Here is a 26,935-nt window from a genome sequence, read left to right on the forward strand (position 1 = left end):
CCGCGACGCGGCAGGCCGGACCAGGTGAGCCGGGTGGGCCGGACCCTGGCGCCCGTGGCCCGGGGCGTGGGGTGTGGGGGGGTGGGGCGTGGCCGGGCTCAGGCCTCCAGGACGACCGCGAGTCCCTGGCCGACGCCGATGCACAGCGCGGCGAGTCCGCGGCCTCCGCCACGGCGGTTGAGTTGCCAGGCGAGCGAGCCCAGGATCCGGGCACCCGAGCAGCCGAGCGGGTGGCCCAGAGCCAGCGCACCGCCCTGCGGGTTCACCAGATCCGGGTCGAGATCGGGCCACTCGGTCAGACAGGCCAGCGCCTGCGCCGCGAACGCCTCGTTGAGCTCCACGACGTCAAGGTCGGCCCAGCCCAGCCCGGCCCTCGCGAGTGCGCGTTCGGCCGCCCGGACCGGCGCGATGCCGAAGAGTTCCGGTTCGACGCCGGCGGCTCCTCGCGCCACGACTCGGGCCAGTGGGGTTCGCCCGGCGGCCCGCGCGCCGTCCTCGTCGGCGATGAGCAACGCTGCGGCACCGTCGTTCAGCGGTGAGGAGTTGCCGGCCGTCACCGTGCCGTCGGCCCGGAACGCGGGCGGGAGCGCGGCGAGTGCCCGCATCGAGGTGTCGGCGCGGATGCTCTCGTCGCGGACGAGGTCGGTGCCGGGTACGACGGACACCTCGGCGGCGAACGCTCCGGCGTCCCAGGCGGCGGCGGCGCGTTGGTGGCTGCGCAGGGCGAACGCGTCCTGACGTTCGCGGGAGACGGCGTACTTCTCCGCGAGAAGCTCCGCGCCCTCACCGAGGGAGACCGTCCAGTGCGCGGGCATCCGTGGGTTTACCAGCCGCCAGCCGAGCGTCGTCGAGTGCAGGGTCTCCGACCCACGTGCGTACGCGCGGTCGGGCTTGGCGAGCACCCACGGCGCGCGGCTCATCGACTCCACCCCGCCCGCGACGCACAACGAGGCGTCGCCCACCGCCACGGCCCGGCTCGCCTCGATCACCGCCTCCATGCCCGAGCCGCACAGCCGGTTGACCGTCGCGCCCGGCACGGACGTCGGCAGACCGGCGAGGAGGACCGCCATCCGGGCGACGTTGCGGTTGTCCTCACCCGCACCGTTGGCGTCGCCGAACAGAACGTCCTCGATGCGCGCAGGGTCCAAGTCCGGGCTGCGCCCTACCAACTCGGCGACCACGTGCGCCGCGAGGTCGTCGGGCCGGACACCGGCGAGCGCGCCGCCGTGGCGTCCGATCGGCGTCCGGACGGCATCGAGGATGAAGACGTCCCGCGTCACTGCGCTCCCCTTCGTCGCACCCTGCTCGTCAGCCCCTGCTCGTCGTGCCTGGCCTCGTCCTACCCGACAAGTTGATCTCCCTGGGACTCACGATCATCTTCCCTTGTATGGTCGGTCAGGTGCCCAGTACCCGCATACGTTCGGCCGTACGTCTGCTCGTGATCGACTCCGTTGACCGGGTGCTTCTCTTCCACGCCACAACGGCGACCGGTCCGGCGGACGGCATGTGGTTCTGCCCGGGTGGTGGTATCGAGGCCGACGAGTCCGACCGGGAGGCCGCGGCTCGTGAGCTGCGGGAGGAGACGGGTCTCGTCGTCGAGCCGGACGCCTTCGAAGGCCCGGTCTGGAACCGGCGCCACCTCCTCGAACGCAGCGAGGACGTGCTCGACCAACGCGAGCAGTTCTTCGTCTACCGCGCCCCCAACATCCCGACGATCCAGGCGGTCGGCGACCCGTGGTCGCTGCGCGATGGGCGCCAGATCTACCGGTGGTGGAGTCGGGGCGACCTCAAGGCCGGTCTGGAGGACGCCGCGGTGTTCGCACCCAGGTCGCTGCCCGACCTGATCCCCGACATCCTGGTCGGTCGCTGGGACGGCCCGCCGATCGACGTCGGAGTCTGAGAACAGCTGGGTCGGTCAGGTCGGCCAGGGTGGTCCGAGCACCGTGAGGGTCTGAGGAGGGCGGCCGCGATGGGGGAGTCGCCGACAGATCCAGCCCTTCCAGCCGCTCCGGCCATCCGACCGGCCCGCGGTGAGGACGCCGACGCCCTCCGCGAACTCCTGCGTCACCTGCACCCAGAGCCGACGCGCAGCAGCCTGCCCCGAATCCGGCAGGAGGCGCAGACGCTCGTCGCAGCGGAACACGGCAGGACCCTCGGCCTCGCGGTGGTGACGCTCGTCGACTACGGCGTCGAGGCTACGGCAGCATAGAGGAGCTCGTGGTCGAGCCGGCGTACCGGCGACGCGGGCTCGGCCGCGCCCTCCTGGGGAGTTGTCAAGCATGGTTTGACAGCCGCGGCGTCGACGTCGTCTTCGTCTCCGCACTGGACGAGCGGGCCGCGTCCTTCTACCTCAGGGAAGGTTTTCGTTCCTGCACAGGGCCCTGGCTCTACCGCTCCCGGTAGGCAGCCGCGAGCGCTTGACGACTGCGCGACATGCTCGTCTGGCATGATCCTGCGCGTGGAGGAGCTACGGGGAACGCACCGATCAGAGCCGGACGAGCCCACCTCGGCCCGGCCGTCCAGGCTCCTCGACCAGGCGATGACAGCCGGCCAGGAAGGACACGTCCCCACTCGCGACGACGGGCATCCGGCCGGCATCCACTCGCCTGGTCGAGGAGCGCTCGTCGGCCTGTGCGTCCTCGTGCTGGGCTGCTCCATCGTCATCCCGATCCGGCCCTGGACGGCGACGTTCACCGCCACGGTCGGCGCACTCGGCCTGGTGACGGTTCTCGCCCTTGTCCTTCGCTCGCCGGCGGCGACGCGGGCCGCGGTGTTCGTCGACACGATGTTCGTCTGCTTCGTGGCCGGAACGCTCGGACACTGGCCGCCAGCGCTCACCACGGTCCTGGTGTGCGCCCTCCCGCCGCTCCTGCTGTACGCCGCCGGCCGCCGCCGCGCCACCCTGCGGCCCGCCATGCCGTGGTTTCGTCGGGGCCGGCTGACTCCGGAGGCTCCGTGGTTCGGCCTCGCCACCGTGGTGCTCAGCGCGCTCGCCCTCACCGTCTGGGCGCTCATCGTCCGTCCCGAACCCGCGCAGTACCTGCGTGACCTGCAGAGCCTGCCGCTCTGGCTCGCCGTCCTGGGCGTCGTGGGCTTCGCCCTGGTCAACCCCATCTGGGAGGAGATGCTCTACCGCGGCGTGCTCCTCACCGAACTCGGCCGAGTGTGGGGGCCGAAGGTGGCGGTCACGCTCCAGGCTGTCCTGTTCGGAGCCGCCCACTACGCCGGCTTCCCGTCCGGGACCGCCGGGATGATCATGGCCGCCGGCTGGGGCTTCGCGCTCGGCGTCATGCGCCTGCGCAGCGGCGGCCTCCTGGTCTCCTACGTCGTCCACGTGACCGCCAACGCCGTCATCGGCGTTCTGGCGGTCACGGTGCTGCACTGAGGTACCCAGCCCCTTCGAGGCTGCCGCGTACACCGACCACGGTCAGCCGAAGGTGATGACCGACCGCTTGCCGGAATGTCCCCTTGCCATGGCGTCGAGCGCCGTGTTGGCGTCGCGCAGGCCGATCGGGGTGAACTCGGGCAGGATGGCGTGCGCCGCCGAGAACGCGAGGGTGTCGCGCGCGTCGTGCGGGGAGCCGGACGGGTTGATCATGGCGCGCAGCCGGTTGAGGCCCATCGGTTGGGTGGGCAGGACCAGCGGTTCGGGGCCGTACCCGCACAGCACGAGCTGGCCGTCGGGCGCCAGGCCGGTGAGCGTCGCCGCGGCGGCCGTAGTGGACGGGGAGGTGTTGAGGACGAGGTTCGCACCACCGTCCCAGGCGCTGAGGGCTTCGGCCGGATCGGTGTCCTGGGTGGCGATGAACCGCTCGGCGCCCATCTCCCTCGCCGCCACCTCGCCCCGGTTCGACCGGCCGATGACCGCCACGCGCGCGCCCATGGCGACGGCGTAACGGATCGCCAGGGCGCCGACACCGCCGGCTCCGATCACCGCGACGCGCGAAGTCGGGGTGATCCCGCCCTGCCGCAGGCCGTTGAACGCGGTCAGACCCGCGCACATCAGCGGGGCCGCCGCGACCGGGTCGAGCCCCTCCGGCAGCGCGGTCACGAAGTGGGCCTTGAGGACGGCGTACTCGGCGTAACCGCCGTCCATGGCGATGCCCGTGAAGCGCTTCTGGGGGCAGAGAATCTGATCGCCGCGCACGCAGTAGTCGCAGTGGCGGCAGGAGTCGCCGAGGATCTGGGCGCCCACGGACGTGCCGGCCTCCGGCCACGACACTCCGGGACCGGTGGCAGCCACCACGCCGGTGATCTCGTGGCCGGGGACGAGCGGGAAGCGGGCGATGGGCCAATGGCCCTGGAGCACGTCCAGGTCGGTGTAACAGACTCCGCACGCGGTGATCTTGACCAGGACCTCGCCCGGGCCGGGTTCGGGCACCTCGCGTTCGGTGAACGTGAGCGGCTCCTCGACCGCGGTGGCAATGGCCGTCAGCATGCCTGGACCTCGCTTCTGTTCCGGTTGCGACGAACGTAGTACGGGAGGGCAGCTCAGCCGGGGACGACAGCAGGTTGGCGGGCCGCGGTCCGCCACCGACAGGCAACCTCACCTTGACGGTCGAGCCGGGCCGCGGACACCTCACCGCGTGGGCTAGCCGCCGATACCGTCGAGTTCGGCGATCACGTCGGCCGGAAGGGACAGGCTCGCCGCCGCGACGTTCTCGCGAAGGTGCGCTACCGACGACGTACCCGGGATGAGCACGGTCGTGGCCGAGCGTCGCAACAACCAGGCAAGTGCCACTTGCTGCGGCGTGGCGTCGAGTTTGGCGGCGACTCCGGTCAGGGTTTCCGACTGCAGCGGGGTGAGGCCGCCGAGGGGGAAGAACGCGGCGTACGCGATGCCTTCCGCCGCGCACCGGTCGACGAGCGCGTCGTCGTCTCGCCGAGAGAGGTTGTACAGATTCTGCACCGTGACCACGGGCGCCATGCCCTGAGCCTCGGTGAGCTGAGCGGCGGAGACACCGCTGAGGCCGAGGTGGCGGATCAGGCCCTGCTGCTGGAGTTCGACCAGAGCGCCGAACTGTTCCGCGATCGGGTCCTCTGTGGTGCCTTCGTGTGAGCCGAGGCGCAGGTTGACGACGTCCAGGGTCTCAAGGCGCAGGTGCTGGAGATTCTCCCGAACCTGCGCCTTGAGATCGGAAGGCTCCAGCGAGAACAACCAACTGCCGTCCGCGCCGCGGCGGGCACCGACCTTGGTGACGATGCGCAAGTCGGCGGGGTAGGGATACAGCGCGTCCCTGATGAGCTCGTTGACGACGGTCGGGCCGTAGAAGTCACTGGTGTCGATGTGGGTGATGCCCAGGTCGACGGCCTCGCGCAGCACGGCGATCGCCTGGTCACGGTCCTTGGGCGGGCCGAACACACCCGGACCGGCCAGTTGCATGGCGCCGTACCCCATCCGGCTGAGGGTGAGATCCTCCGCGAGGGTCAGGGCGCCACCGGGAGCTGTGCGATCGGCCATTTCGTACCTTTCTGTCCTTTACCGGCTTGTGCCCGCCTCATCGTGCGTGGCACGGGTGGTCCGGTCGGTTCGTCGAACGACCAGGACCGACATTCAGCCTGCGGCGTTACCAGGCGCGGTGGGAGTACCCCGACGTTCCTGGGAGTGGAGGGGCCAGGCACCCACTGCCCCGACCGAACTACCGTGAACCGCATGGACAGCTCCAATCCACTCGGTGAGTTCCTGCGCGCTCGGCGGGAACAGGTCCGACCCGAGGACGTCGGGATCAGCGGCGGCGGCCTGCGCCGCGTCCCGGGCCTGCGCCGGGAAGAGGTCGCGATGCTGGCCGGCATCAGCTCCGACTACTACCTGCGGCTGGAGCAGGGCCGCGACCGCAACCCCTCCGTCCAGGTCCTCGACGCGCTCGCCAAGGTGCTCCGGCTGGACGCGGACGCGACCGCCTACATGATCAACCTCACCCAGGAACGGTCCGCCCAGGCGCGCCCCATGTCGCGCAGACGGGGAGCACCCAGGCGGGAGCCGGTCTCGTCGAGCATCCGCCAACTCATCGACGGCTGGACGAGTAATCCCGCGTACGTGCAGAACAAGTTCACCGACGTACTCGCGGTCAACGCCCTGGCGACGGCGCTGTCACCGAACTACGCGGTGGGCGTGAATCTGCTCCGGGCCGTCTTCCTCGATCCGTCCGAGCAGGCGCTGCGACGGGACTGGGACGAACTGACCGAGGAAGGGGTGGCCACCCTGCGCGCCCACGTCGGACCCGACGTCGACGACCCGCGACTGGTGGACCTCGTCGGCGAACTGTCCGTGCGCAGCGACCGGTTCCGCCACCTCTGGGGCCGCCACGACGTGGCGCTGAGGCGCGGCCGGGTCAGCCGGTTGACCCACCCTCAGGTCGGCGACATCGACCTGCCCTCCAACAAATTCGCCATCGGCGGCTCCAACGACCAGATCCTGGTCGTGTTCCATGCCGAACCCGGCAGCCGAAGCGCCGAACTGCTCGGCCTCCTCGGCAGTCTCACCGCCCCCGACCAGGAGACGGCGCGGGAGAACTCCGACCACCAGCAATGACGGGTCTCGCCTGTAACGGTGTCCCGGCGGTCAGGTCGCGGGAACGTCGTCGTGGTCGGTCGCGACGGCGACGGCGCGCCACTCGTGGAGTTCTCGGCCTACCTGCTCGAGCTTCGCCTCGATCCGAGCGACCGAGTCGGCACCGAGTTGGAGCCGCAGCGGAGGCTTCTCGGTCTCGGTGAGGTCGATGATCGCCGCGGCCAGCCGGACCGGGTTGCCGCGCTGGAGATGGTTGTTGGCGGCCACGATGTCGCGGGTGACCCCCGCCGTCGACACGTAGTCGGCGATCACCGGTGGTTCGACGTGCAGGCTCGACCCGTCCAGGAAGTCGGTCCGGAAACCTCCCGGCTCGACGATGGTGACGTGGATGCCCAGCGGCTCGAGTTCGGCCCGAAGCGCCTCCGACATGCCTTCCAGCGCGAACTTCGTCGCGGCGTACAGACCCCAGCCCGGGGCGGTCGTGAACCCGCCCACCGAACTCATGTTGAGGACATGACCTGACCGTTGGGCCCGCATCGTCGGCAGGACGGCACGCTGCACGTTGAGGACGCCGAAGACGTTGACGTCGAACACCGCGCGCGCGGCCTGGTCCGAGGCCTCCTCCACCGCGGACAGCAACCCGCGTCCGGCGTTGTTGACGAGGACGTCGATCCGGCCGAACCGCTCGACCGCGGCCTCGACGGCCGCCTGGACCTGGCGTTGGTCGGTGACGTCGACGGACGCGGCGAGCAACGAGTCAGCCTTGTCCGGGAAGGTGCGCAGGACGACCTCCGCGTCGCGTGCCGTGGCTACCACCCGGTGGCCGCGGCCCAGCGCGGCGCTGACGATCTCCGCACCCAGTCCGCGTGAGGCACCGGTGACGAACCATACGCTCATGAAGTCCTCTTTCCTGGTACGCGCCCACGACCTGTCAGGTGGGCGTTGACGCTCCCACCGCGCGGTCTGGGCAGGCCCGACCGCCCGGACGGAGATCGATCCTCCGCGGCGTCATCGGCTAGGACCCTAGGACCTAGAGTTGACTCTAGGTCAAGCGGTTACCCTGGGCGGCATGACAGAGGTCGCGGCGGAGTTGAGTATCGGACAGGTAGCCGGGCGTACCGGTTTGAGCGTTCACGCACTGCGCTTCTACGAGCGGCAAGGCATCCTTGCCACCCCCGTCGCACGAGGGGCGAGCGGGCGTCGCCTCTACACCGAGCATGACGTGGAGTGGCTGAACTTCTGCACCATGCTCCGCGCCTCCGGAATGCCACTCGCCCTGATCCGGGAGTACACCGACCTCGTGGCCGCCGGGCCCGGCAACGAGGAGGAGCGTCTCGGCCTGCTGCGCCGCCACCAAGAGTCGGTGACGACGCAGATCCACGAGCTCGGCAGATGTCTGGACATGATCACCCACAAGGTGGGGGTGTACGAGGACCATCTCGCCCAGGGCACGGCGGGGGAGTTGTGGACCATGCCGCCCGAGCCCGACTGTCCCAGTGAGGACCCCAGCGGGAAGCGCGCAGCTACTGGGTGACCTCGACGGGCCGGGTCGCCGAGGCTGCGGTCCTCTCGAGATCGGTCTGCTCAGACGTTCCACGCGCCGCGGGCGGCGGCCTCCGTCGCGTAGGTCTCGAACGGCTTTGGCTCCCGCCCGGTGACCCGTCGTACGACGTCGTTGGGTTCGGCGTCACCGAGACCGGCGAGCGCGGTGAAGGCCCGGGCTGCGGCCGTCGCGGACTCGTGGGGGAGACCGGCGGCGGTCTGCGCCGCGACGAACTCGCCCGCCGTGCCGCGATAGACGATCCTGCGTCCGGCGGCCCGCCCGATGATGTCCAACGCCTCACCGAAGCTCAACGCCCGTGGACCGCCGACCTCGTAGGTCTGCCCGGCGTGACGGCGTGCCGCCAGCGGCGGCCCTGGTCGTCGCGATGTCGGCGCGGATCTCGACCACGACCAGAGGCGCGACCTGGTGGTAGCCGGTTGGCTTGGACCTCCAGTTGACGGTGAGCTGCACCGGCCACCGATGCCCGCCGATCGCGGCGACGAGCAGGGGCGCGACCGCCGCAGCCTGCGCGTCGGTGAGGTGGGTCGTCCGCCCGCGTAGTGGAGGCGCCCCGTGTCTGAGGCGTACCGGACCAGCAGCAGCGCGCCCGGCCGCCGGAGAACTGCCGGTCACCGCGCCAACGACGGCGTCCGTCGTCAGCCTCGACTTGTACTTGAGCCAGAGCCTTGACCCTGGCAGGTACGGGTTGTTCGCAGGCTTCACGACCAGGCCTTCCACGCCAGCGGCCGCCATCGTGTCGAACCATTCCTCCGCCACGACAGGGTCCCGCGTCTGCATTGCGAGGGTCGGCGGCGACCGTGGCGGCACCCGGCGGAACAGCCGTTCGAGGACAGCGCCGCTCCTTCAGCGGCCGCCGGCGAAGGGCGCCGTCCTGCACGGTCTCCAGGACGTCGAACACGACCATGTGGCACGGCTGGGTCGCGGCGAGTTCGCGAGCGTGGCGACGCTGCGCCTACCGGCGCTGCAGCGCGTTGAAGTCGAGCCGATTTCGATGCCGGCCGAACGCAGTCCTGCCTCGATCAACGCCGTCGTCGGGCCGCCCAGGCTGGCTTCTGCTCTTCGCGGGGGTAGCCGAGAAAGCTCGTGCCGGATCGCGCCGTTGGCGCGGTCGTGGAATGCGGTCTGGTCGGGCCGCCGGCGACCGAGACAGACCACCGGCCGCCGTCAGGTGACCGTCACCTGCCAGTCAGGACGACCGTCGGCCTCGACCCACCCGGCGCCGGCGTGGACCCGGATCTCGGCCTCGATCTCGTCCGCCGGAGCGCTCCAGTTGTGCAGGCTCGAGATGAGCAGGAGGCGCTTCTCGGCCTTCCAGGTCAGAGCCGACCGCGGTGCGCGGGCGAAAGGCTGCCTGGGCCGAACCGCCAGCACGGCCGCCTTGTGCTGACGGGCCATGCCGACAGCCTCCTGCTCGGCCCAGGGGAGGCGCAGGTGCCAGGCGCCAAAGGCGCCGTGGAGAGACAGAGCCTCGGCATCGACCTCGATGCTGAACCAGCCGCGAAGCATGACGAAGAAAAGGTAGGCGGGGATGGCGGCCAGTACGAAGAACACGCCAGCAAGCACGATCGTCATCGGGGACCCCGCCCTCAGCGCCGCGACGGCGACGACAAGAGGAATGAGCGTCAGCAGAGGAAGTCCGATCAGACTGACCACCGACGCGGTGGGGTTCGGGCGGAAGATCCTGCGCGGAGGCATGGCCATACGGTAACCGCACGTTCCTGGTTCGTGTCCAGCCGACGCCGCGACGATTCGGTTATCCACAGGTCGGTGATCTGGCCCTTTGGCCTCATGGAACTGCGATACTGTCGGCTCGAATCCTGAGCTGCTTGCAAGCCCCCGACGCGCGACTGCGGAGGAGATTCCCAGGATGGCGCCACAGAACAAGGACGACCGCAAACAGATCGAGGACGCGGCGCATCGGATCGCGGACTCCGCGGGTCCGAAGCTTGCTGCCGCACTCGAGTACGTCGACAAATACACCGACATCCCCGGCCACGCGTTCGGAGTGCTGCCGACCCTTATCGTCTCCGGCGCCTACAACGACGCCCGCAACACCCAGCTCCAGAACCTGAAGGACGGCCAGGCGAGGTTCAACTCCATGCTCGACGGCCTCGCCCAGGTCGCACAGCAGTTCTGGAAGCGCGACGTCGCCAGCACGATCCGCCCCGACGACAAGAAGAAGATCGAGATCGACAAGCCGAAGGGCTCGGAGAACCCACTCGCCAACACGGTCGGTGGTGCCAACGCGTTCTCGGTGCTGGGGCTTGTCAGCGTCGCCAAGCTTCGGTCGGCCTGGAAGTTCGAAAAACTGATCGAAGCCGGCTTCGAGCTCCCCAAGCTGACCAAGGGCGCCAACACCACGATGTGCGTGGTCGCAGGGATCAGCATCGCGCTGTGGATGTTGGTCGAACCCTTCGGCGAAGAGGACGTCCTTGACGCTGGCGCCGCCTGGGATCTGGCTGGCGGACACCTCAGCCAGCTGAACGACCTCAAGTCGATGATGTCGATGCCCGACGACGCATGGTCGGCGTCGACGGGGTCCCGTCAGGCGTTCAACTCCTGGCTGGCCAACTTCCAGCTCGAAGTCAACGACGCGGCGACCGCAGCGACCGCGAACGCGAAAGCACTGACGGATCTGGTGGAGAACATCCACCTCGCACAGATCGCCATGCTCATCACCGACATCGCAACCGCGATCGCTCTGCTCGCTGCATGGATAGCCGAGCAGTTCCCGCCGGCGCGGCCAGCGGCGATGGCGGCGAAGATCGCCATCTCGATCGCCAACGCGCTCGGCACCGCCTGCGTCGTCACGATCATCCTGACCCTTGTCGGCCAGGCGGCGGCCATCGGCCTCAGCGTTGCCAAGGACGGTGCGTTCAAGAAGCTCGAGATCGGTGACGAGAAGGCGGCATACGGCCAAGGTTCAGATCCCTCGAAGGACACTTTCATCGACGTCTCCGATCCGATGGCGGGCGGTGAATGGGCCACCAAACCCATCTGAGGCCGGCTGATCCAGCGGTCCCAGCCCTGTCGGACCACGAGACGAGGAGCGCCATGACTCATTTCGGGATCCCTGAGATCGACGAGCGGTTAGCCGGCCTGATGGGCATGGTCGACCGGATGAGCGAGCTTCAGAGCCGCATGCAGGAGATGACCGCGACGGCGACCGACGCTGACGGCCGGATCGAGGTCGCCGTTGACGCGTCCGGCCGGGTCAGCGCACTGCGCATCGATCCGAGGGCGATGCGCAGTGCGTCGGAGGACCTCGCGGAGGCGATCAAGACAGCTGTCTCGCAGGCACAGGACTCGTTGAAGGGCCAGATGGACGGTCTGATGGCCGAGATGGCGGGTTCGACCGGTGTCGACATCGACGCGGTCATGGCCAGCCCCGGCAGCCTCCAGGAGCTCGCTGTCGAACTCGGACGCGTCGCCCGCGCTGGCTCCACGGTCGAGGAGGTCCAGGCGGCGCTGACGGAGATGACCCGCAGGACAACCGGTCTCAACACCTAGGCTTCGGCGACGGCATCCACCACTGCTTCGGCGCGCCACTGGCCCCGGCCGAGGCTCAGATCGCCCTCGCCGAATTGGCCCAGCGGCTGGAGGGGCCCTGCCTGCACTAGCGCTGCATCCGCCCGGCCGTGTGCCCTGTCAGTGGCTGCTCTGGGCCCCTCTGAAACCATCTCACCGTCCACGACGGTTCTGGGCGGCAGGTACGCGTACAGCGCGCCCACGATCTCCGGGAACGCCTCACCCAGGGGAGTGCCGCGCGGACGGTCACCGGGGCGGCGCGCGGTCGGTTGCGCGGATCTGCACGGTCAGCGCGTGGCATCGTTCGACCATGGTGCGGGCCAGTCGGACGATCAGTCCGTCGACACCGGCTAAGCGGGCGGTGATGGTGGCGAGGTGCCTCGGCCGCCACAGGGTGCGAGCTGGGGGCTGCCAGGACGGGTCGAGCTCGTGGAGGTGCCAACGCAGCCGGTTGATGACGTGGGTCCGCTCTGCCACCAGGTCGTCGCGGTGATCTGCTAACAGCCGGATCTCGCGGGCCAAGACATCGGCGCCCGGGATCGCGTCGACGATCCACCTCAGGTACGCGAACACCCCGGACGGCCAGTACGAGGCCCGGATGTACGACGAGACCGCCGTCGACCCGGTGTGGACGGTGCAGCGGGGCGAGTGGCTTCACGTGGCCGAGGCGACGCTGGTCGAGGTGGAGCGGCGGTACGCCGGGCGGGCGAAGATCTGCAACCACCTGCCTGCCGACGAGGTGCGCGACGACTTCGCGCAGGCGCTCAACAAGGCCCTGAAAGGCTGAGTCGAGCCCTGGTCCGGTGTCGGTGGAACGCCTCGGCCGCCGACAGCCTGACGACGCGGAAACGGGCCGGACTTCCCGTGGGGGTCCGGCCCGATGTCGTGCTACTGGCAAACCATGCTGGCGAGCAGCCGCCGGCGACCGGTCCGTGTGCCGCATGACGTCCCCCAGTAGACACGAGTACCGAAACGTGAAGAACTGCCACCGGATCGGCTGGCTGCCCGCCGACCGGCCGGCGCGGTTACGACTCGTCGCCGACGCCTACGGACTGGACCGGGGCGGTCGGGTGGAGCTGCTTGCCGCCATGAACGATGCCCTCGCCCGCGTCGAAGCAGCCGCGCGGCGCAGCGATCGATGCGGGTGACCCGAACGCCATCGCGAGGTTGAACCGGATGGGAGGCATCGAAAAGTACGACCGTCGGCGCCGCTGGTGGACTGCCCACCACGACCAGTTCGCCGCCGCCATTCTCTGACCCACAACCTCTGGCCGGAGGACTGGTCGCCCGCTGCGGCGGTCTGGGGCACCGGCCCACGCTCGCCTTCAACGGCACTTCGGGGATAGGTGCAGCTTGCGTCGGACTGCGTCAGCGGACGCGATCCAGCGCCAGGGCACTACCAGACGACATCGTCGAGCGCCGGCCACGGCGGACCCTCCCGCAGAACGTGAAGGAACGCCACTCCCGATTCTCTGCCGCTCGGGTGTTGATCGTTGCGACTCCAGCGATGCGCTGCGACGATCGCGAGTACGACCCCCCTGCACTCGCCGACCAAATCTTGGTCAGCGTCGGGATAGTCCTGGCTGACCTCGCTGGGCACCCAAGCCAGGTCGTACTCGACAGGCCCATGGGCGGTGTTTTCGAAGTCTATGAAGAGCGGCCCGTTCTTCGTGTTGAGGATGTTCCCCGGGTGCGGCTCGCCGTGCAGCAACTGTTCGGGGGCGCGCCGGTTGAGGATTGATCGCCCCAGATCGCGCAGCGTGTTGGCGAGCAGCGCCCGGTCCATGTCCGTGAGATCGGGAGTGATGTCACGGCTGGCAACGTCTCGTTGAGTAGCAGCCACTCGATCCATGAAGTGCGGCGTCGTGACCTCGATCCGCCGCAGGCCGGCATGAAGACATGCGAGCGCCTGCGCGTACTCGGCCGGCGGAAGCATTCGAGACTGCACAGGTTCGAAGTAGGCCCACATGGCGATCTTGAAGCCGTCATGCACGAAGACGCGTGGTTCGACCCGAGCATCGAGCGCGGCGACCGGGCTGCCCGTCTGCGCTAGCCGTCTCACGAGTTCAACTTCTCGCTCTGCGCTTGCGAAATGCGTCATGGGCGTGACTCGGGCGACGATGTCGCATGGCGTCAGGCGGATGATGAGTCGGTTGGAGTCGCTGAGAACGATCGCGTCGTCGACGGCCAAGTCGAGTTCTGAGGCGGTCGACATCGCCGCAGCCACCGCACGCCGCGCATCGGCTGCTTCCATCTCCGTGTCCCCTCCCGCCTGCGCAGTCGCAGCACCTGGGCGACCTGGGTCCTGTCAGCACGATACGAGGTCGATGGATTGGCGACGTCGACTGACCCAGACCGCTGCGTCCCGGACGGACTTGTCGCGTCGACAGGTCCCCGAATCCTGGGCTCTATCGGTCTCGAGGTCCCGATGTCGTCGGCGATCGTCTGAACCCCGCTCCGCGCACTCAGTGATCAGATTGCCGCCAGCGCGCGAGCTCTATTGGCCGCGTGGGCGCGATTCCATGCTGTGCGCCAACAACGAGATCGCTCGTCGACGGCGCGCCGGTGCCGTAGCCGAGGCCCGCCTGCGGCGGGCGACCCAGATGCAGTGCACTGGCTGCAAACCAACTTCCTGAAAACCGAACTCGAACTCGGCCACTGTCTACGTCTACCCGCCGAAGGACCCTGCGAATGCGACCTCATGCTCAGCTGCTCGAAGTTCCTCACCACCAGTGACTACGCCCCACGACTCCGCGCCCGCCTCGCCGTCGAAGATCAGCTTCACCGACGCCACCACCCGCGGATGGCAGCGCGAGGTCGAACGCCACCAAGCCACCCGCAACGCCTCAACAGCTCCTACGAGACCTCACTCATGGCCGGGCACGGCCGGCCATGAGTGGTTAGCCTGGTGTGCTCCGGGCACGGCGTCGTTAGCGCAGCGGATCGATTGTGTGCAGTTCTGTGGTCTTCGGTGTTGAACGAAGTGGTCGGCTGAATGTGGCGATCGTGGCTGCAACGCCCATGACTGCGGCGAACACGAGAGTGGTTGGAACTCGGCCTACCGCTTCCAGGAGCACACCGGCGAACGACGAACCAATTGGGATCATGACAACTCGTCCAAAGCTGGCAGCGGCTTCTGACCGTCCCAGCATCGTCGGCGGGGTGACGTGCACTTGGTACGCCGACATGGCTGTGTTCGACGAACCAACAACCAGATAGCCCAGCGCGACGAAGAGGCCCAACCACCAGATCGAAGCGTGAAGCGTCAGGAATAGTTGGAAGCCGGCGAGCAGCCAAAATACGCTGCGCACGATGGCGCCCACCGTGGCACGACGTAGCACTGCTGACGCCAACAGCGAGCCGGCGATGCCTGCGAGCCCGTAGCTGGCCTGCAGTAGCCCCAGATGTGATGGCGGGGTGCCCCCCTGTTGCAGGGCAAGCAGAACTGTCGTTGCCGCTCCCGTGAACGCGATATTTGACACCATCGTGGACACGACCAGATCCCGTACCGGTCGCGCACGACGTAGCCAGCCAACGCCCTCGACCACGTCGCGGGCGAGACTCTGGCTTCTCGGTCTTTGCGGTGCCGGCAGTGGTCGGCGGACCATTGCGGTGCACACAGCCGCAATGGCGAAAGTCAGCGCGTCGATCAGAAACGGAAGGGTTCGACCGATCCCGTAGAGCAGCGCGGCAGCAGGCGGGCCGATCAGGCTCGCAATGGCGCCCCTGCCTTGGTTCGCGGCCATCGCCGTACCCATCTGGACCGGAGGAACGACCTCCTTCAACGCCGCCATCTCGGCCGGGTTGTAGAAGCACGTCAACGCCCCGCCCAAGCCGGCGACCACGATCAAGTGCGGGAAGGTGACCGACCACATGGCGGCCGCCACAGGAATGCTCACAAGTACGACCGCTCCGCCGGTTGCGGTCACGATCATGACCTTCTTGCGGTCAACCCGATCCACGATGGCGCCGGCCGGCAGCATCATGGCCGCCAGGCCGACGCCGTAGACCGCGCTCACCACCCCGGCCTGAGCCGCCGATTCCGTGATCGTGTAGGCCAGCATCACAAGGGCCAGGGTGGTCATGCTCGACCCAACCAACGAACCTGCCTGCCCCAGCATCAGCAGCAGGAAATCTCGATTACGACCGAGCGGTTGCGGCGGTGCCTCCGCATACGCCATGAAGCCTCCGCCAATCACCCGGACCACAAACGGCCGATCAGTACAGCACCCACAGGCAACAGAACACAACCGGAAACCGGCAAGATCGAGTAGCCGAACACCACACACACGATCTCCGCAACCACAACTCACACGGTTGCGATCTTGAAGCTGTCCATATAATCGAGGTCGACTTGCTGCGAATGAGGACTCGGGAGGGCATGGCCGTCGCGCGGGCGAAGGGCCGACTGCGCGCGCGGCAACAGCCCAAGCTGTCGGCCAAGCAGCAGACCGAACTGCGGCGCATAACTCGACCTGACCATCACCCACGCACCCGAGTCGGTCGATCTCCACCTCTACCTCGGCGAAACCCGCCTCCACAACTAGCAGTCACCACCGCCATCGAGACCTGCCCTAAGGACTTGACGGGACCGATTGGGCTGCGCTCGCTGGGTACTCGCCGTCGCCCTCGGCCTGGGCCAGGGCCAGGGCCAGGGCGAGACCCTGGGCCTGCGGTGGTCGGACGTCGACCTGGACGCCGGCTTGCTTTACGCCGCCCACTCCAACGTGACCCCGACGCCAGAGTTCGCCAGGCAGGTGGTCTCGGAGGGTGTCGTGGAGCCGTGGATGATGCGGCCGAAAGTGGTGTACAGGCTACGCACTGGTGGAGCTCGCTGCGGCGGCGTGGCGGGCGGCTATCTCCAGCGCTCGGCGTCGCAACTCGGTGCGGAGTTCGGGAGGGTCGAGCACCGCGAAGTCGTAGGACAGTCCGGCGGCGTAGGACGCAAGTCCCGCCAGATCGTTGGCGGCCACCCGCAAGATGGCCCGCCCGTCCGGCGCCGGCTCGACGATGCGGCCACGAAATGCCTGCACGGCCGTCTCGTACTCCAGGTCGAGCAGGATGCGTGCCTCGTACCGGTAGACGGCCAGCTTCGTTGCCTCCAACACCATCGCAGCGGCGTCCGGCGGGTCGGTGACCTGGTGGCGGTGCCCGGTCAGTTCCGGCTCTGCGATCCGGTCGATCCGAAACGTCCGCCATGCCTGCCGGTCGCGGTCCCTGGCGACCAGGTACCACCGCCCACCCGCCCGTACAACCTGGTAAGGCTCCACACTGCGCACACTGACCCGGCCGGCGTGGTCGGTGTAGGAGAACCGGAGCGCTTCGGTACGCCAGCATGCCGTTGCCAGCGTGGTGAGCACGGTCGGGTCGACGGCCGGCAGCACCGGCCCGGCCGCCAGTTGGACCGTCGCCTCCTGCAGCGCCCGCACTCGCTCACGCAGCCGCGGCGGCAGCACCTGGCCGAGTTTGGCCAGGGCCGCGACAGCGGCGGTCTCGATGCCGGCGACCGCGCTCGAGGCGGTCATCTGAAGCCCCAACGTGGTAGCGACTGCTTCGTCGTCGTCGAGTAGCAGCGGGGGCAGCCGGCCACCCGCGCCGAGCGTGTAGCCGCCGGTGTGGCCACCGCTGGCCTGGACGGGATAGCCCAGCTCACGTAGCCGCGTCACGTCGCGGCGCAGGGTGCGGGGCGAGACATTGAGGCGGGAAGCCAGCTCCTGACCGGACCACCAGGGCCGGGACGGCAGCAGTGACAGCAGCCGGAGCAGACGGACAGCGGGATCCATAAGGCCATCCTCTCCCGCTTCGCGGCCGGGATCTGACCGCGAAGCGCTCTATCGTCCACCCTGCGAGCCGAGTACGACGCAGAGCGACAGGAGTGGACTTCGTGAACTTCAAATATCGGCAGATCGTTTTGGATGCCGCGGATCTCGAAGCGGAGAGTACGTTCTGGGCGTCGCTGCTGGACGGCACCGTGAAAGGCGACGACCGGTGGCACAACATCTGGCTCGACGGTGGCTGGGCGCTCGCGATCCAGCACGCACCGAACCACATCCCACCAGACTGGCCCGACGGCACCCCGCAACAGCAAATACATCTCGACTTCTACACCGCGGACCTCGAGTCCGCGCACAAGAAGGTGCTCGAGCTCGGCGGGCGCGTGTTACGGGCCAGAGACCATGCCAGCGCGCACAGGGGTGTCCGGATCTACGCCGATCCAGCCGGCCACCCGTTCTGCATCTGCTGGCTCCCACCCTCGGACCCCGAACAGTGACCGAAACGAACGGATGGGGCAAGGTTGGGATCAGCGTGCTGGCCGCCGCGGCCTCCGCCGCACCCCGCCAGGCCGGCGTCTACCTCTTCCTCGACCAGAACAGCGAAGTCCTCTACGTGGGAAAAGCGGGCAACCTGCGCCAGCGTCTGCGCCAGCACGCGGCGACGAAGCGTCCCGAGTCACCTCGGGACCACAAATACGACCTCGTTCGTCGCGTGGTGTGGGAAATCGCCGTCAGCGAGGAGGCCGCAGCCTGGCGAGAAGAGGACCTGATCTTCGCGCTTCGCCCCCTCTTCAACGGCAACCTGGACGACCGCGCACCTGATCTGGTCGGAAAGGACACGCACGTCCCCTACATCATCGTCGCCGAGGTAGCAGGGACGCTCAGCCTCACCCTGGAACCCGATCTCCCTTCGACTGGACGGGCCTACGGATGCTTCCCCCGCCTGGGCAAGGGCATGGGATCCCGCCTCGGAATCGCCTGCAGCGACGGCTACACGGCACTCCTGCGTCTCCTGTGGGCAGCCGCAGGCAACGGCACCCACGTGCCCGCCTCGATCACCAGATCGGCGCCGCCGTCGTTCACCGTGCCAGTCCCGTCGGCTCTTCGGGACGGCCTGCACCGGTTCCTCTCCGGAACGAGATCTCGACTGGCCGACGAACTCCTTCTCGCCGCGTCCCATCGACCGGAGTTCATGCATCCGGCGCTGTGCCGCGACACCGAAGCTGCGCTTCAGTTCTTCGCCGCCGGGCCACAACTGGTGCGCACGTGTCGACTGCACCATCGCATACGCGGGAGAGTTCTCGACGTCGAGACATAGGGACACCCTGGCCGCCGTCGAGCGGTTGGCAGCGGGCGAGTAGCTGGCGGTGGACCCCTGGCACGGCCGTGATGCGCAGCCTGTAGCCCTGGCTGCGCCGTACGGTCACCCCTTGGTCGAGCGCGGGCCGCTCGGTGGGCTCCAGGTCGTACGCGCGGAGGAAGTCCGCGACCTTGCCCGGCATGTCGAGGGTGACCGGCAGCTCCGGAGCGGGGGTGTCCTCCTGCGAGATGGCGTTGTGGTCGGGCATGAGGTCGGTGACAGCCGTGCGGATCGCGCCGCGGCTGACGCCGTGGTCGCGGGCGAGGGCGGCGATGGAGCGGCCTTCCAGGTACGCGGTGCGGACGTCGTCGGTCTTCTCGGCCGCCACGGCGGGGCGGCGCCCGCCCTTGCTGCCCTTGGCCTCGGCGGCGCGCAGTCCGTCGTAGGTCAGCTCGCGCTGGAGGTCGCGTTGGAGTTCGCCGGCGGCGGCGAGGGTCTGCACCATGAATTTCACGGTGGACAGCAGCTCGCCGGTGCGCGGGTGGCGGGCGGTGAGGTCCATCGCGGAGAACGCGCCGTCGTGGATGCGTAGCGCGAGGCGGTTGCGGTGGAGGACGTCGAGGATGTGCCCGGTGCCGCGTACGAGGCGGAACATCTCGGAGATGTGCATGGGGTCGCCCGGCCGCGCGTAGGTGAGCAGTTCGCGGAACTTCGGGCGCTGGAGGGGGTGGAGGCGGCTGGAGGTCCCGCCGTCCTCCTCGAAGACGACCGGGTCCTCGATCCCGGCCTCGTCCAGGACGAGGTTCTGTCGGGCGGTCGACTGCTGGTCGGGACCCGCTTGTAGATCAGGTTCGCCACTGAGGGCCCCTTCCGTGCGGAAGATCGGACCCTATCCGTCATCAAACCCTGTCAGCAATCGCCATCGGATCTGATTGGATTCGCGCCGCCTCGAACCCCCGGATTGCACGGGTTCATTGGACGCGCCCGACGCCTGTCGTCAAATGATCGTTTGCCGACACTCGCATAGCCAATTACATGGCACTCCGTTCGGTGCTCGTTGACGACCCCGGGCCAGGTGCCGGGCGGCTGGTGTCGCGTACCAGCGGGTGCAGCCGGACGACCGGCAGCGCTTCCAGCCCGGCCGCGGAGTGCCAAGTTAACTTGACGCTTCCTCCCGTCGCCGGTCATCGCTGGCTGTGGCGGGGATGGCGTTGTCGATGAGGACGGCGGCGATGGCGGCGGCGGTGGGGAAGGCGTCGGCGTTGAGGACCCGGGTGCGGGCCGCGGCGCCGTCGATGAGCAGCGCGAGCTGCTCGCCGAGCTGTTCAGGGTCGGCGGCGCCGGCTTCGCGGGCGGTGTCGGCGAGCCGCGCGGCGACGGCTTTCTTGTAGTCGCGTGCGTACTGGGATGCGGGGTGCTGGGGGTCGTGGAGTTCGACGGCGGCGCCGATGTAGGGGCACAGGGGGGTGGTGGGGGGGATGTCGAAGGCGGCGAGGAGCCGTTCGCGGGGCGTGAGGTCGGTGCGGTCGAACACGCCGGACAGAACGGAGGGGTCGAACCGGCGCAGGTACTCGGCGACGAGTTCGTCCTTGCCGGTGAAGTGCTGGTAGGCCGTGCGCTTGGACACCTGGGCCGCCGCGCAAAGCTGGTCCATGCCGGTGCGGTTGATGCCCTGCTCGCGGAACAGTTGCTGGGATGCGCTGAGGATGCGCTCGCGGGCGCCCCGGCCGCGGCGGCGGCCCGTGGGGCCCTTCTCCAACTCCATCTTCTCCAGCTCCGTCATGGGTCCATCATACCCGTTGGGTAACGATCGGTGTACATAGTTTGCGTTCCCGGCCGCAGCCCCGTACCTTTAAGCACACAGACCGGTGTACCTAACACCGTCACCTCAGGTGCCCACGGCACCACCAGCTCAAGGGAGCGGCAAGACAATGGGAAAGCTTGACGGCAAGGTCGCGGTCATCACCGGCGGCACCACCGGCATGGCGCTGGCCGGCGCGAAGCTGTTCGTCGACGAGGGAGCGCACGTCTTCATCACCGGCCGCCGCCAGGACGCCCTGGACGAGGCCGTGAAGCAGATCGGCCGCAACGTCACCGGCGTCCAGGGCGACGCCGCCAACCTGGACGACCTGGACCGCCTGTACGACACCGTCAAGCGGGAGAAGGGAAGCCTCGACGTGCTGTGGGCCAGCGCCGGAGGGGGCGAGCCCGCCCCGCTCGGCGAGATCACCGAGGCCCAGTTCGACACCTGGTTCGGGCTCAACGCCCGCGGCACCCTGTTCACCGTCCAGAAGGCCCTCCCGCTCTTCAACGACGGCGGCTCCATCCTCATGACCGGCTCCAACGCCTCCCTCGGCGCCTTCCCCGGGTGGAGCGTCTACGCCGGCAGCAAGGCCGTCCAACAGGCATGGGCCCGCATCTGGCTCAACGAGCTCAAGGACCGCCGCATCCGGGTCAACGTCCTGACCCCCGGCCAGGTCGCCACCGCCAAGCAGGAAGAACTCTTCGACGAGGCCACCAAGCGGCAGTTCGAGTCGCTCATCCCCCGCGGCCAGATGGGCCGCCCCGACGAGATTGCTGCCGCCGCCCTCTTCCTCGCCTCCGACGACTCCAGCTACGTCAACGGCATGGAACTTGTCGCCGACGGCGGCACTACCGCCATCTAAACCGAACAACCCACAATCAGGGCAGGACAGCTCATGAGCAACATCAGCATCATCGGCACCGGCAACATGGCCCGCACCATCGGCGCGCGGGCGGTAGCGGGCGGCAACACCGTCGAGGTCATGGGCCGGGATCAGTCCAAGGCCGCTGACCTGGCCAAGGCTCTCGGCGGCGGCGCCACGACGGGAGAATGGGGCACCGCCCCGGCCGGGGACATCGTCATCGTGGCCCTGTTGTACGACGGTGTCGTGCCGGTCGTCGCCCAGTACGGAAACGCTCTCGCGGGCAAGGTCATCGTCGACATCAGCAATCCCTTCAATTCCACGTTCGACGGGCTAGCCCACCGCGAGGAGACCTCGATCGCGCAGGAAGTCGCCAAGGCGGCCCCGGCCAGCGCCAGCGTGGTGAAGGCGTTCAACACCATCTTCCGCCATGTCCTGGAGAAGGGTCGGCCCGACGTCTTCATCGCTGGCGACAATGCGCAGGCCAAGGCAAGTGTGGAGGCGTTCATCGAGAGCCTCGGGCTGCGCCCGCTGGACGTCGGCGGCCTGAAAATGGCGCATTGGCTGGAAGGAGCGGGCGTGGTCACGGTGGGCCTCGCCAACCACGGGGTGGGGAACTTGGACTTCGCCCTCAGCATCACCGAACTTCCCGTCTGAGCAAACGGTTGACGGATCACCGAATTGCTGCCCAAGCTCGGTGTTGCGCCGCACGTAGCGGGTGCTCTCGGGGTCCAGTGGCATGCCCGGCATGCTAAGACCGCCTACGCTCTCGCCGCCGAGATCGAGGGCGCCCGGGAGATGTCGAGCAGCGTGCTCACTCCTCGGCTTCGTCGTCCTCGTCCAGCCCAGGCGCGTCCGGGTCGCGCAGCGGGCGTAGGGCGCCGGCGGCCGGGACGCTGGCGGTGAAGCTGTAGCGGCCGAGCAGGTTCAAATTGCGGTGCTTGAGCGGGGAAAGCCGGGCGATGTCCTCCTCGCGGATCTCGCCCTCGGCCTGGAGTTGGGCGACGGCGGCGTCGATGTAGCGGGTCGTCCAGAGCACGATGACGTTGAGGACCAGGCCGAGCGCGCCGAGTTGGTCCTCCATGCCGTCGCGGTACGCCTGGTGGATGGTGCCGCGCTTGCCGTGGCACACGTCCCGGGCCAGCTTGTGGCAGGATTCCTGCACGGTGAGCTGGCGGTTCATCTGACGGCGGTAGGTGTCGTCGACCGGGTCGACCACGCGCAGCAGGTGCTCGGTCTTCGCGATCCGCCCGTACTCCGCGAACGCCGCTCCCAGCGGGGTAGGGCGCCCCTCGCGGCCGAACATGCGCAGCAGGTCGTATGCGCGGACCTGGTTAGTGACTAGGGAACCGGCGACCTTCAGCATGTCCGGCCAGTGCGTGATCACCTTGTTCAGGTTCACGGAGCCCGCGGTCACGTCGGCCGGCGTCTTGTTGAGCGCCGGCATCGTCGCCTGGTGGCAGTTCGGCGGCGAAGTAGCGGCACGCGGGCGAGGGTCTCTCGCAGGAGATAGAGATGCTCGAGAAGATGCCGCTCGAGACACCTGAGGGTCAGCAGTACGCGGAGCACAAGCGCAACTCGATCAGCCGCTACGTGATGCTCGCGGAGTATCCGCGCTGGCAACGTCTCATCTACCGCGGCTGGCTCTACGTGGTTCCCTGGCTGATCTACAAGGTGTACGAGGGCCGCATCTGTCGGGTCGCGCTGCCGCGCACGAAGCTCAGCCGCGGCTGAAACCGGGTCGCCAACGCCAGGAGCCCGCCCTAGGGTGCAGAGGTGGCTCTGGGACTGGAAGCGGTGACCTTTGATGTGGGCGACGCGACCGCGGTGGCGGCCTTTTGGGCCGGGCTGCTCGACCGAGAGGTACGCACCGAGCCCGGTGGCGCGTTGGTAGCGGGTGGCAAGACTCAGGTCGGGCTCCGCTTCGTCACCTCCGACACCAAGGAGATTGGCCCGCGACGGCTGCATCTCCACCTGACCAGCAGCAGCCTCGAGGACCAGCAGCGAACCGTTGAGAAGGTGCTGTGCCTAGGCGGCCGCCACCTTGACGTGGGCCAAGGGGCCGATGAGCACCACGTCGTACTGGCCGACCCTGGCGGTAACGAGTTGTGTGTGATCGAGCCGGGCAACAACTACCTGGCCGGCACCGGCTACCTCGGCGAGGTCACCTGTGACGGTTCCCGGGACGTCGGCCTGTTCTGGCGCGACGCGCTGGGCTGGCCGCTGGTGTGGGAGGAGAACGAGCAGACCGCGGTCCAGTCGCCGCTCGGCGGCACCAAGATCTCATGGGACCCATGGGGCAGACCGCCGATCCAACCCAAGACCGGAAGGAACCGGCAGCGCTTCGACTTGGTCACCGCTGACCCGACCAGCGAGGAGGAACGACTGGTCTCACTCGGTGCGACCCGTCTTGCCGACCTCGCTGACGGCGTCGAACTGGCCGACCCAGACAGCAACGAATTCGACCTTCACCCAGACTGAGCGTCGAGCCACCGACTCCGGTACGCGTGCCGGTCAGGGTTCCTTCAACGAAGGCAATAGACCAGGGCCATCGAACCGAAGTCGGTACACATTCCTAGGGTCGGCGCCTAGCGTCGCTGTGGTCCGTGAGAAGTTTCTCGGTATGAACCTGAGCTTGGACGGCTACATCGCCGCGCCCGGCGACGACCTCGGCTGGGGCGTGCCGAGCGACGAGTGGTTCCAGTGGTGGTCGGACCGGGTGGGGCCTGGCGCTGTACGGGCGCAGACTGTGGGAGGCGATGAGCTCCCACTGGCCGACCGCCGACCAGCAGCCTGGCGCCACACCGGCGCAGATCGAGTACGCCCGCCGCTGGCGGGACATGCCGAAGGTGGTGTTCTCCTCGACGACCAGCGCGGTCGACTGGAACACCCGCCTGGTCACCGGCGACGCGGTCACCGAGATCACCCGGCTCAAGACTGAGGATGGCGGCCCCATGGACGTCGGCGGCGCCACACTCGCCGCGGTGGCCATGCGGGCCGGGCTGATCGACGAGTACGCGATCGTCACCCATCCGGTCCTGGTGGGTGGCGGCACGCCGTTCTTTGCGGCCCTGGACAACTGGGTGAACCTGAGCCTGGTGGAGACCCGGACGTTCCCCGACGGCGTGCTCCTGACCAGGTACGAGACCAGGCGCTGAGTACCCCAACCTCGGATCGGCCCGGGCTTCGGGCCACCCAAGGATCTCGTGGCGCTGTGTTCCAAGGCGATCGTGATACCCGTCCCGGATCACAGACCGTGTATCTAAGGGATCCCTCACCTGACGGCGTTGGGTGAGCGTAGCCGGGGTTGAGTCGGTTACGTCGGCCGGGCGTTACGGGGTGACACTCGCCGGGCGGCGGGGTCTTTCGTCGGCCGCGGCAAGGTAGGACGTCCGAAGGAGAGGAAGGACGATGCCAGACCAGCACGCCAGGCGGAGCGAGCTCAGCCGCTCCGAGGTGGCGGCACAGCTGCGGTCGTTGGGAGTTGCACCAGGCGGCGTACTCCTGGTGCATACATCCTTCCGGGCGACGCGGCCGGTCGAGGGCGGGCCCGGCGGGGTTGATCGAAGCCTTGCGCGCGGTTATCGGGCGGGCGGCACATTGGCGAGTGCCGTCATGGACGGGCGACGACGACGAGCCGTTCGATCCCGCCACCACGTCTGCCTCCACCGACCCGGGCGTGGTGGCGGAGGCTTTTTGGCGTCTTCCTGATGTACTGCGGAGCGAGCATCCCTTTGCGTTCGCGGCGGTAGGCCCGGTGGCACGGCGGATCGTGGCTGACCCGCTCGCTGTGCCACCACACGTGCCGAACAGTGCCGTCGGTCGTGTCCACGAGCTCGACGGTCAGGTACTGCTCCTCGGTGTGAATCACGATGCCGACACCACGATCCACCACGCGCAGATCCTCGGTGGTGCGCTGTACCGCAGGGCTTACTACTGCACGGTCCTGCGCGACGGCAGGCCCACCCGGCTCGAGTACACCGAGAACAACCACTGTTGCCAGCGCTTCAACCTGGTCGACGGCTGGCTGCATGAGCGCGGGACGCAGGCCACCGGCCTGGTCGGCCACGCGTACGCGCGACTGGCGCGTTCGCGGGACATCGTTGACACGGTGGTGGAGCGAATAGCCAAAGACCGTCTCGTCTTCCTCCACCCACCCAACGCACACTGCGACGAATGCGACAACGCCCGGCGAAGCGTTCCCGCGTAGAGGCAATGGGGCAGCAAAGCCCTCGTACCTGGGCGGCGATTGGTCCCCGCCAGCCGAACTGGGCGCCCCGGTGATCTAGCGGGGTCCGGTGAGGATCCCCATCCGTACGCGGGAGGTTCCTCCATCGGTCAGGATCGGATCGTCCACCACCTGGCGATCCAAACGCCACCGTTGTCGGCATCCGGGCGGCGTCGATTCACCCGGGTCAATTTCGCAGCGCCGCTATCGCTTGTGTTGCCAGTCGTTCGGCGAACTCGCGACTGCCGGGTCGCATCCAGCTCTCGTTCATAACCGGAGTACGCCCGTCGTTGACGGCCATCCGGTATTCCAAACATGCCAGCCACAAGGGCCTGAGGTTGAGGATTGACGGCAGCCGGTCGAGTTCTTCGTCGCTGAGTCGGACGTGCTCGCGGTATCCGTGCATGACCGCGTCAACATTCGCGCTGCCGCTGCCCTCCGCTGCGGTGCGCAGTAGCCAGGCCAGCGCGGGCAGACGTGGACCACGCCCGGATCCGGCCCAGCCAACGATCGCGAGATCGCCCGGCTCTCCGACGGCGGCCCACGGATGGTAGTTGCTGTGGGTGAACGCCTCAGGCAGTCCTTCGGCATCGTCAGCGGTCTCGACCTGGTCGCGCAGCCACTCGAACTTTTCTCGACCTGCAGCATTCACCGCGTCCTCGACGCTGACGAGGAAGCTCATTGCGGCTACGAGGTCTTGTTTTGGCCGCCCCACATGGAACCCACCATCGGTTTCTTCGGCGCCACCATCTCTGGCGACAGCGCCGCCCGCGGTGGGGAGCATATGCAACCGCCCTAGGAGACCAGCGAGTTCGTACCAAACGGCCGGGGACTTAGCGCTCGGACGGCCACCGTCGATGAACTGGGTGACGATGACCCCCTTACCGTCCAGAACCGTCACAGGATTGCGATGCGCGATCAGCTCCGCGGGGAAGCCCTGACGGGCCAGGAACTGCAGGATTTCTGCATCACCCTGCACGCGGCTGACCTGGTCGGCCGATGAGGAAAAGACCCGGGCGATCCAGCGCTGACCATCGCGGTGCTTGACGACCAGCGTTGAGGGATAGTGGCCTGGCCAGGAGTCGCGTGGACGGGTGGCGGGATCGTCGTCGATCGGCAAGATCGAGACAATCCCGATCCCGTAACGTTCCTCAAGGTGGGCTTTCAGCCTCGCCTGCTCGAACGGGCGGGAATGCACGAACTCTTGCCTATTCGCCAATTCCAAATCAGCCCGCGCATCGGTGTACCGCTGCCCGGTCGCGCGGGCCCGCTCACGTGCGGCGCGCTTGAAACTGCCCTGCTTGGTCATCACAAGCCTCCTCGACGTGTCCTCGCTCCCCAGCAACGCGACACTCGAACAGGCC

General features: G+C 68.3%; 31 protein-coding genes and 3 pseudogenes. 19 read left to right on the plus strand and 15 right to left on the minus strand.

Going from position 1 to position 26,935, the window contains the following annotated elements; all coding sequences use genetic code 11:
* Positions 1-98: 98 nt before the first annotated feature.
* The gene (locus HEB94_RS31790; RefSeq protein WP_192753287.1) at positions 99-1,280 is read right to left on the minus strand and encodes an acetyl-CoA C-acyltransferase; all 1,182 of its coding nucleotides are present in this window, start codon (positions 1,278-1,280) and stop codon (positions 99-101) included.
* 119 nt (positions 1,281-1,399) lie between these two features.
* Here HEB94_RS31790 and HEB94_RS31795 point away from each other — a divergent pair, with 119 nt between their 5' ends.
* The 4 genes from HEB94_RS31795 (at position 1,400) to HEB94_RS31810 (ending at position 3,385) form a co-directional block, all read left to right on the plus strand.
* On the plus strand, positions 1,400-1,900 hold the full coding sequence (locus tag HEB94_RS31795) for an NUDIX domain-containing protein (protein ID WP_192753288.1): 501 nt from the start codon (positions 1,400-1,402) through the stop codon (positions 1,898-1,900).
* A gap of 69 nt (positions 1,901-1,969) precedes the next feature.
* Positions 1,970-2,209, plus strand: a complete 240-nt coding sequence (locus HEB94_RS31800; RefSeq protein ID WP_192753289.1) for a hypothetical protein — start codon at positions 1,970-1,972, stop codon at positions 2,207-2,209.
* An 8-nt stretch (positions 2,210-2,217) separates the two neighbouring features.
* A complete protein-coding gene (locus tag HEB94_RS31805; protein WP_192753290.1) occupies positions 2,218-2,403 on the plus strand; it encodes a GNAT family N-acetyltransferase in 186 nt (61 codons plus the stop codon).
* 43 nt (positions 2,404-2,446) lie between these two features.
* Entirely contained in the window at positions 2,447-3,385 is a 939-nt protein-coding gene (locus HEB94_RS31810; RefSeq protein ID WP_238361692.1) for a CPBP family intramembrane glutamic endopeptidase, read from the plus strand.
* A gap of 42 nt (positions 3,386-3,427) precedes the next feature.
* Here HEB94_RS31810 and HEB94_RS31815 read toward each other — a convergent pair whose 3' ends face one another.
* Both HEB94_RS31815 and HEB94_RS31820 read right to left on the minus strand, forming a co-directional pair.
* Positions 3,428-4,438 carry an alcohol dehydrogenase catalytic domain-containing protein gene (locus HEB94_RS31815; protein WP_192753291.1) on the minus strand — a complete coding sequence of 337 codons (1,011 nt, stop codon included), beginning with the start codon at positions 4,436-4,438 and terminating at the stop codon, positions 3,428-3,430.
* Positions 4,439-4,591: 153 nt separating this feature from the next.
* Complete coding sequence (locus tag HEB94_RS31820; protein ID WP_192753292.1) at positions 4,592-5,461, minus strand: oxidoreductase; 870 nt, start codon at positions 5,459-5,461, stop codon at positions 4,592-4,594.
* Between the two features lie 192 nt (positions 5,462-5,653).
* Here HEB94_RS31820 and HEB94_RS31825 point away from each other — a divergent pair, with 192 nt between their 5' ends.
* Positions 5,654-6,532, plus strand: a complete 879-nt coding sequence (locus HEB94_RS31825) for a helix-turn-helix domain-containing protein (RefSeq protein ID WP_192753293.1) — start codon at positions 5,654-5,656, stop codon at positions 6,530-6,532.
* 30 nt (positions 6,533-6,562) lie between these two features.
* On the opposite strand, the gene HEB94_RS31830 is transcribed toward HEB94_RS31825, so the two are convergent.
* Positions 6,563-7,408 (minus strand): oxidoreductase, encoded by an 846-nt coding sequence (locus HEB94_RS31830; protein WP_192753294.1) that lies wholly within the window; start codon positions 7,406-7,408, stop codon positions 6,563-6,565.
* Positions 7,409-7,580: 172 nt separating this feature from the next.
* Here HEB94_RS31830 and HEB94_RS31835 point away from each other — a divergent pair, with 172 nt between their 5' ends.
* Positions 7,581-8,045: a MerR family transcriptional regulator gene (locus HEB94_RS31835; RefSeq protein WP_192753295.1), complete on the plus strand. Its 465-nt coding sequence runs from the start codon at positions 7,581-7,583 to the stop codon at positions 8,043-8,045.
* A gap of 50 nt (positions 8,046-8,095) precedes the next feature.
* Here HEB94_RS31835 and HEB94_RS31840 read toward each other — a convergent pair whose 3' ends face one another.
* From HEB94_RS31840 to HEB94_RS31850, 3 genes are all read right to left on the minus strand, one after another.
* Positions 8,096-8,347 carry a hypothetical protein gene (locus tag HEB94_RS31840; protein WP_192753296.1) on the minus strand — a complete coding sequence of 84 codons (252 nt, stop codon included), beginning with the start codon at positions 8,345-8,347 and terminating at the stop codon, positions 8,096-8,098.
* A gap of 4 nt (positions 8,348-8,351) precedes the next feature.
* Positions 8,352-8,894, minus strand: coding sequence for an ATP-dependent DNA ligase (locus tag HEB94_RS31845; protein ID WP_273378507.1), 543 nt, complete (start codon positions 8,892-8,894; stop codon positions 8,352-8,354).
* Positions 8,895-9,239: 345 nt separating this feature from the next.
* On the minus strand, positions 9,240-9,770 hold the full coding sequence (locus HEB94_RS31850; protein ID WP_192753298.1) for a hypothetical protein: 531 nt from the start codon (positions 9,768-9,770) through the stop codon (positions 9,240-9,242).
* A gap of 172 nt (positions 9,771-9,942) precedes the next feature.
* Between HEB94_RS31850 and HEB94_RS31855 the strand changes: the two genes are divergently transcribed.
* Positions 9,943-11,076, plus strand: coding sequence for a hypothetical protein (locus HEB94_RS31855; protein WP_192753299.1), 1,134 nt, complete (start codon positions 9,943-9,945; stop codon positions 11,074-11,076).
* A gap of 53 nt (positions 11,077-11,129) precedes the next feature.
* Complete coding sequence (locus HEB94_RS31860) at positions 11,130-11,585, plus strand: YbaB/EbfC family nucleoid-associated protein (protein WP_192753300.1); 456 nt, start codon at positions 11,130-11,132, stop codon at positions 11,583-11,585.
* 264 nt (positions 11,586-11,849) lie between these two features.
* Here HEB94_RS31860 and HEB94_RS54860 read toward each other — a convergent pair whose 3' ends face one another.
* Complete coding sequence (locus HEB94_RS54860) at positions 11,850-12,176, minus strand: hypothetical protein (RefSeq protein ID WP_192757211.1); 327 nt, start codon at positions 12,174-12,176, stop codon at positions 11,850-11,852.
* 25 nt (positions 12,177-12,201) lie between these two features.
* On the opposite strand from HEB94_RS54860, the gene HEB94_RS31870 reads away from it, so the two are divergent.
* Both HEB94_RS31870 and HEB94_RS31875 read left to right on the plus strand, forming a co-directional pair.
* On the plus strand, positions 12,202-12,390 hold the full coding sequence (locus HEB94_RS31870) for a hypothetical protein (RefSeq protein ID WP_192753301.1): 189 nt from the start codon (positions 12,202-12,204) through the stop codon (positions 12,388-12,390).
* Positions 12,391-12,544: 154 nt separating this feature from the next.
* Positions 12,545-12,751 carry a hypothetical protein gene (locus HEB94_RS31875; protein WP_192753302.1) on the plus strand — a complete coding sequence of 69 codons (207 nt, stop codon included), beginning with the start codon at positions 12,545-12,547 and terminating at the stop codon, positions 12,749-12,751.
* Between the two features lie 248 nt (positions 12,752-12,999).
* Here the strand turns inward: HEB94_RS31875 and HEB94_RS31880 are convergent, their stop codons facing one another.
* Positions 13,000-13,857, minus strand: a complete 858-nt coding sequence (locus HEB94_RS31880; RefSeq protein WP_192753303.1) for an aminoglycoside phosphotransferase family protein — start codon at positions 13,855-13,857, stop codon at positions 13,000-13,002.
* A gap of 354 nt (positions 13,858-14,211) precedes the next feature.
* Here HEB94_RS31880 and HEB94_RS31885 point away from each other — a divergent pair, with 354 nt between their 5' ends.
* Positions 14,212-14,499, plus strand: coding sequence for a hypothetical protein (locus HEB94_RS31885; protein WP_202896664.1), 288 nt, complete (start codon positions 14,212-14,214; stop codon positions 14,497-14,499).
* A 34-nt stretch (positions 14,500-14,533) separates the two neighbouring features.
* Here the strand turns inward: HEB94_RS31885 and HEB94_RS31890 are convergent, their stop codons facing one another.
* A complete protein-coding gene (locus tag HEB94_RS31890; protein ID WP_192753304.1) occupies positions 14,534-15,784 on the minus strand; it encodes an MFS transporter in 1,251 nt (416 codons plus the stop codon).
* Positions 15,785-16,417: 633 nt separating this feature from the next.
* Positions 16,418-17,386 (minus strand): helix-turn-helix transcriptional regulator, encoded by a 969-nt coding sequence (locus HEB94_RS31895; protein ID WP_192753305.1) that lies wholly within the window; start codon positions 17,384-17,386, stop codon positions 16,418-16,420.
* Positions 17,387-17,487: 101 nt separating this feature from the next.
* On the opposite strand from HEB94_RS31895, the gene HEB94_RS31900 reads away from it, so the two are divergent.
* Together HEB94_RS31900 and HEB94_RS51370 are read left to right on the plus strand one after the other, a co-directional pair.
* Positions 17,488-17,874 (plus strand): VOC family protein, encoded by a 387-nt coding sequence (locus HEB94_RS31900; RefSeq protein ID WP_192753306.1) that lies wholly within the window; start codon positions 17,488-17,490, stop codon positions 17,872-17,874.
* Positions 17,871-18,695, plus strand: coding sequence for a nucleotide excision repair endonuclease (locus tag HEB94_RS51370; protein WP_337918079.1), 825 nt, complete (start codon positions 17,871-17,873; stop codon positions 18,693-18,695). The genes HEB94_RS31900 and HEB94_RS51370 overlap by 4 nt, the downstream gene beginning before the upstream one ends.
* Positions 18,696-19,098: 403 nt before the next feature.
* Here HEB94_RS51370 and HEB94_RS51375 read toward each other — a convergent pair.
* Both HEB94_RS51375 and HEB94_RS31910 read right to left on the minus strand, forming a co-directional pair.
* Positions 19,099-19,560, minus strand: a pseudogene (locus HEB94_RS51375) (recombinase family protein); the annotation flags it as partial.
* 273 nt (positions 19,561-19,833) lie between these two features.
* Complete coding sequence (locus HEB94_RS31910) at positions 19,834-20,460, minus strand: TetR/AcrR family transcriptional regulator (protein WP_202896665.1); 627 nt, start codon at positions 20,458-20,460, stop codon at positions 19,834-19,836.
* 148 nt (positions 20,461-20,608) lie between these two features.
* Here HEB94_RS31910 and HEB94_RS31915 point away from each other — a divergent pair, with 148 nt between their 5' ends.
* Together HEB94_RS31915 and HEB94_RS31920 are read left to right on the plus strand one after the other, a co-directional pair.
* Positions 20,609-21,343, plus strand: a complete 735-nt coding sequence (locus HEB94_RS31915; protein ID WP_192753307.1) for an SDR family NAD(P)-dependent oxidoreductase — start codon at positions 20,609-20,611, stop codon at positions 21,341-21,343.
* 33 nt (positions 21,344-21,376) lie between these two features.
* Complete coding sequence (locus tag HEB94_RS31920) at positions 21,377-22,000, plus strand: NADPH-dependent F420 reductase (RefSeq protein ID WP_192753308.1); 624 nt, start codon at positions 21,377-21,379, stop codon at positions 21,998-22,000.
* 157 nt (positions 22,001-22,157) lie between these two features.
* Here HEB94_RS31920 and HEB94_RS31925 read toward each other — a convergent pair.
* Positions 22,158-22,760, minus strand: a pseudogene (locus HEB94_RS31925) (Tn3 family transposase); the annotation flags it as partial.
* Positions 22,761-22,858: 98 nt separating this feature from the next.
* On the opposite strand from HEB94_RS31925, the gene HEB94_RS31930 reads away from it, so the two are divergent.
* The 4 genes and pseudogenes from HEB94_RS31930 to HEB94_RS31945 all read left to right on the plus strand — a co-directional run bounded on the left by HEB94_RS31930 (position 22,859) and on the right by HEB94_RS31945 (position 25,553).
* Positions 22,859-23,077, plus strand: coding sequence for a hypothetical protein (locus tag HEB94_RS31930; protein WP_192753309.1), 219 nt, complete (start codon positions 22,859-22,861; stop codon positions 23,075-23,077).
* A gap of 42 nt (positions 23,078-23,119) precedes the next feature.
* Positions 23,120-23,824 (plus strand): VOC family protein, encoded by a 705-nt coding sequence (locus tag HEB94_RS31935; RefSeq protein ID WP_192753310.1) that lies wholly within the window; start codon positions 23,120-23,122, stop codon positions 23,822-23,824.
* A gap of 142 nt (positions 23,825-23,966) precedes the next feature.
* Positions 23,967-24,501: pseudogene (locus tag HEB94_RS31940) on the plus strand (dihydrofolate reductase family protein).
* Positions 24,502-24,914: 413 nt separating this feature from the next.
* Positions 24,915-25,553, plus strand: a complete 639-nt coding sequence (locus HEB94_RS31945; RefSeq protein WP_273378508.1) for an AAC(3) family N-acetyltransferase — start codon at positions 24,915-24,917, stop codon at positions 25,551-25,553.
* Between the two features lie 205 nt (positions 25,554-25,758).
* On the opposite strand, the gene HEB94_RS31950 is transcribed toward HEB94_RS31945, so the two are convergent.
* Positions 25,759-26,880 (minus strand): phosphotransferase enzyme family protein, encoded by a 1,122-nt coding sequence (locus tag HEB94_RS31950; RefSeq protein WP_192753311.1) that lies wholly within the window; start codon positions 26,878-26,880, stop codon positions 25,759-25,761.
* Between the last annotated feature and the right edge of the window lie 55 nt (positions 26,881-26,935).

It is taken from the genome of Actinopolymorpha pittospori (assembly GCF_014873875.1).
Taxonomy (GTDB): domain Bacteria; phylum Actinomycetota; class Actinomycetes; order Propionibacteriales; family Actinopolymorphaceae; genus Actinopolymorpha; species Actinopolymorpha pittospori.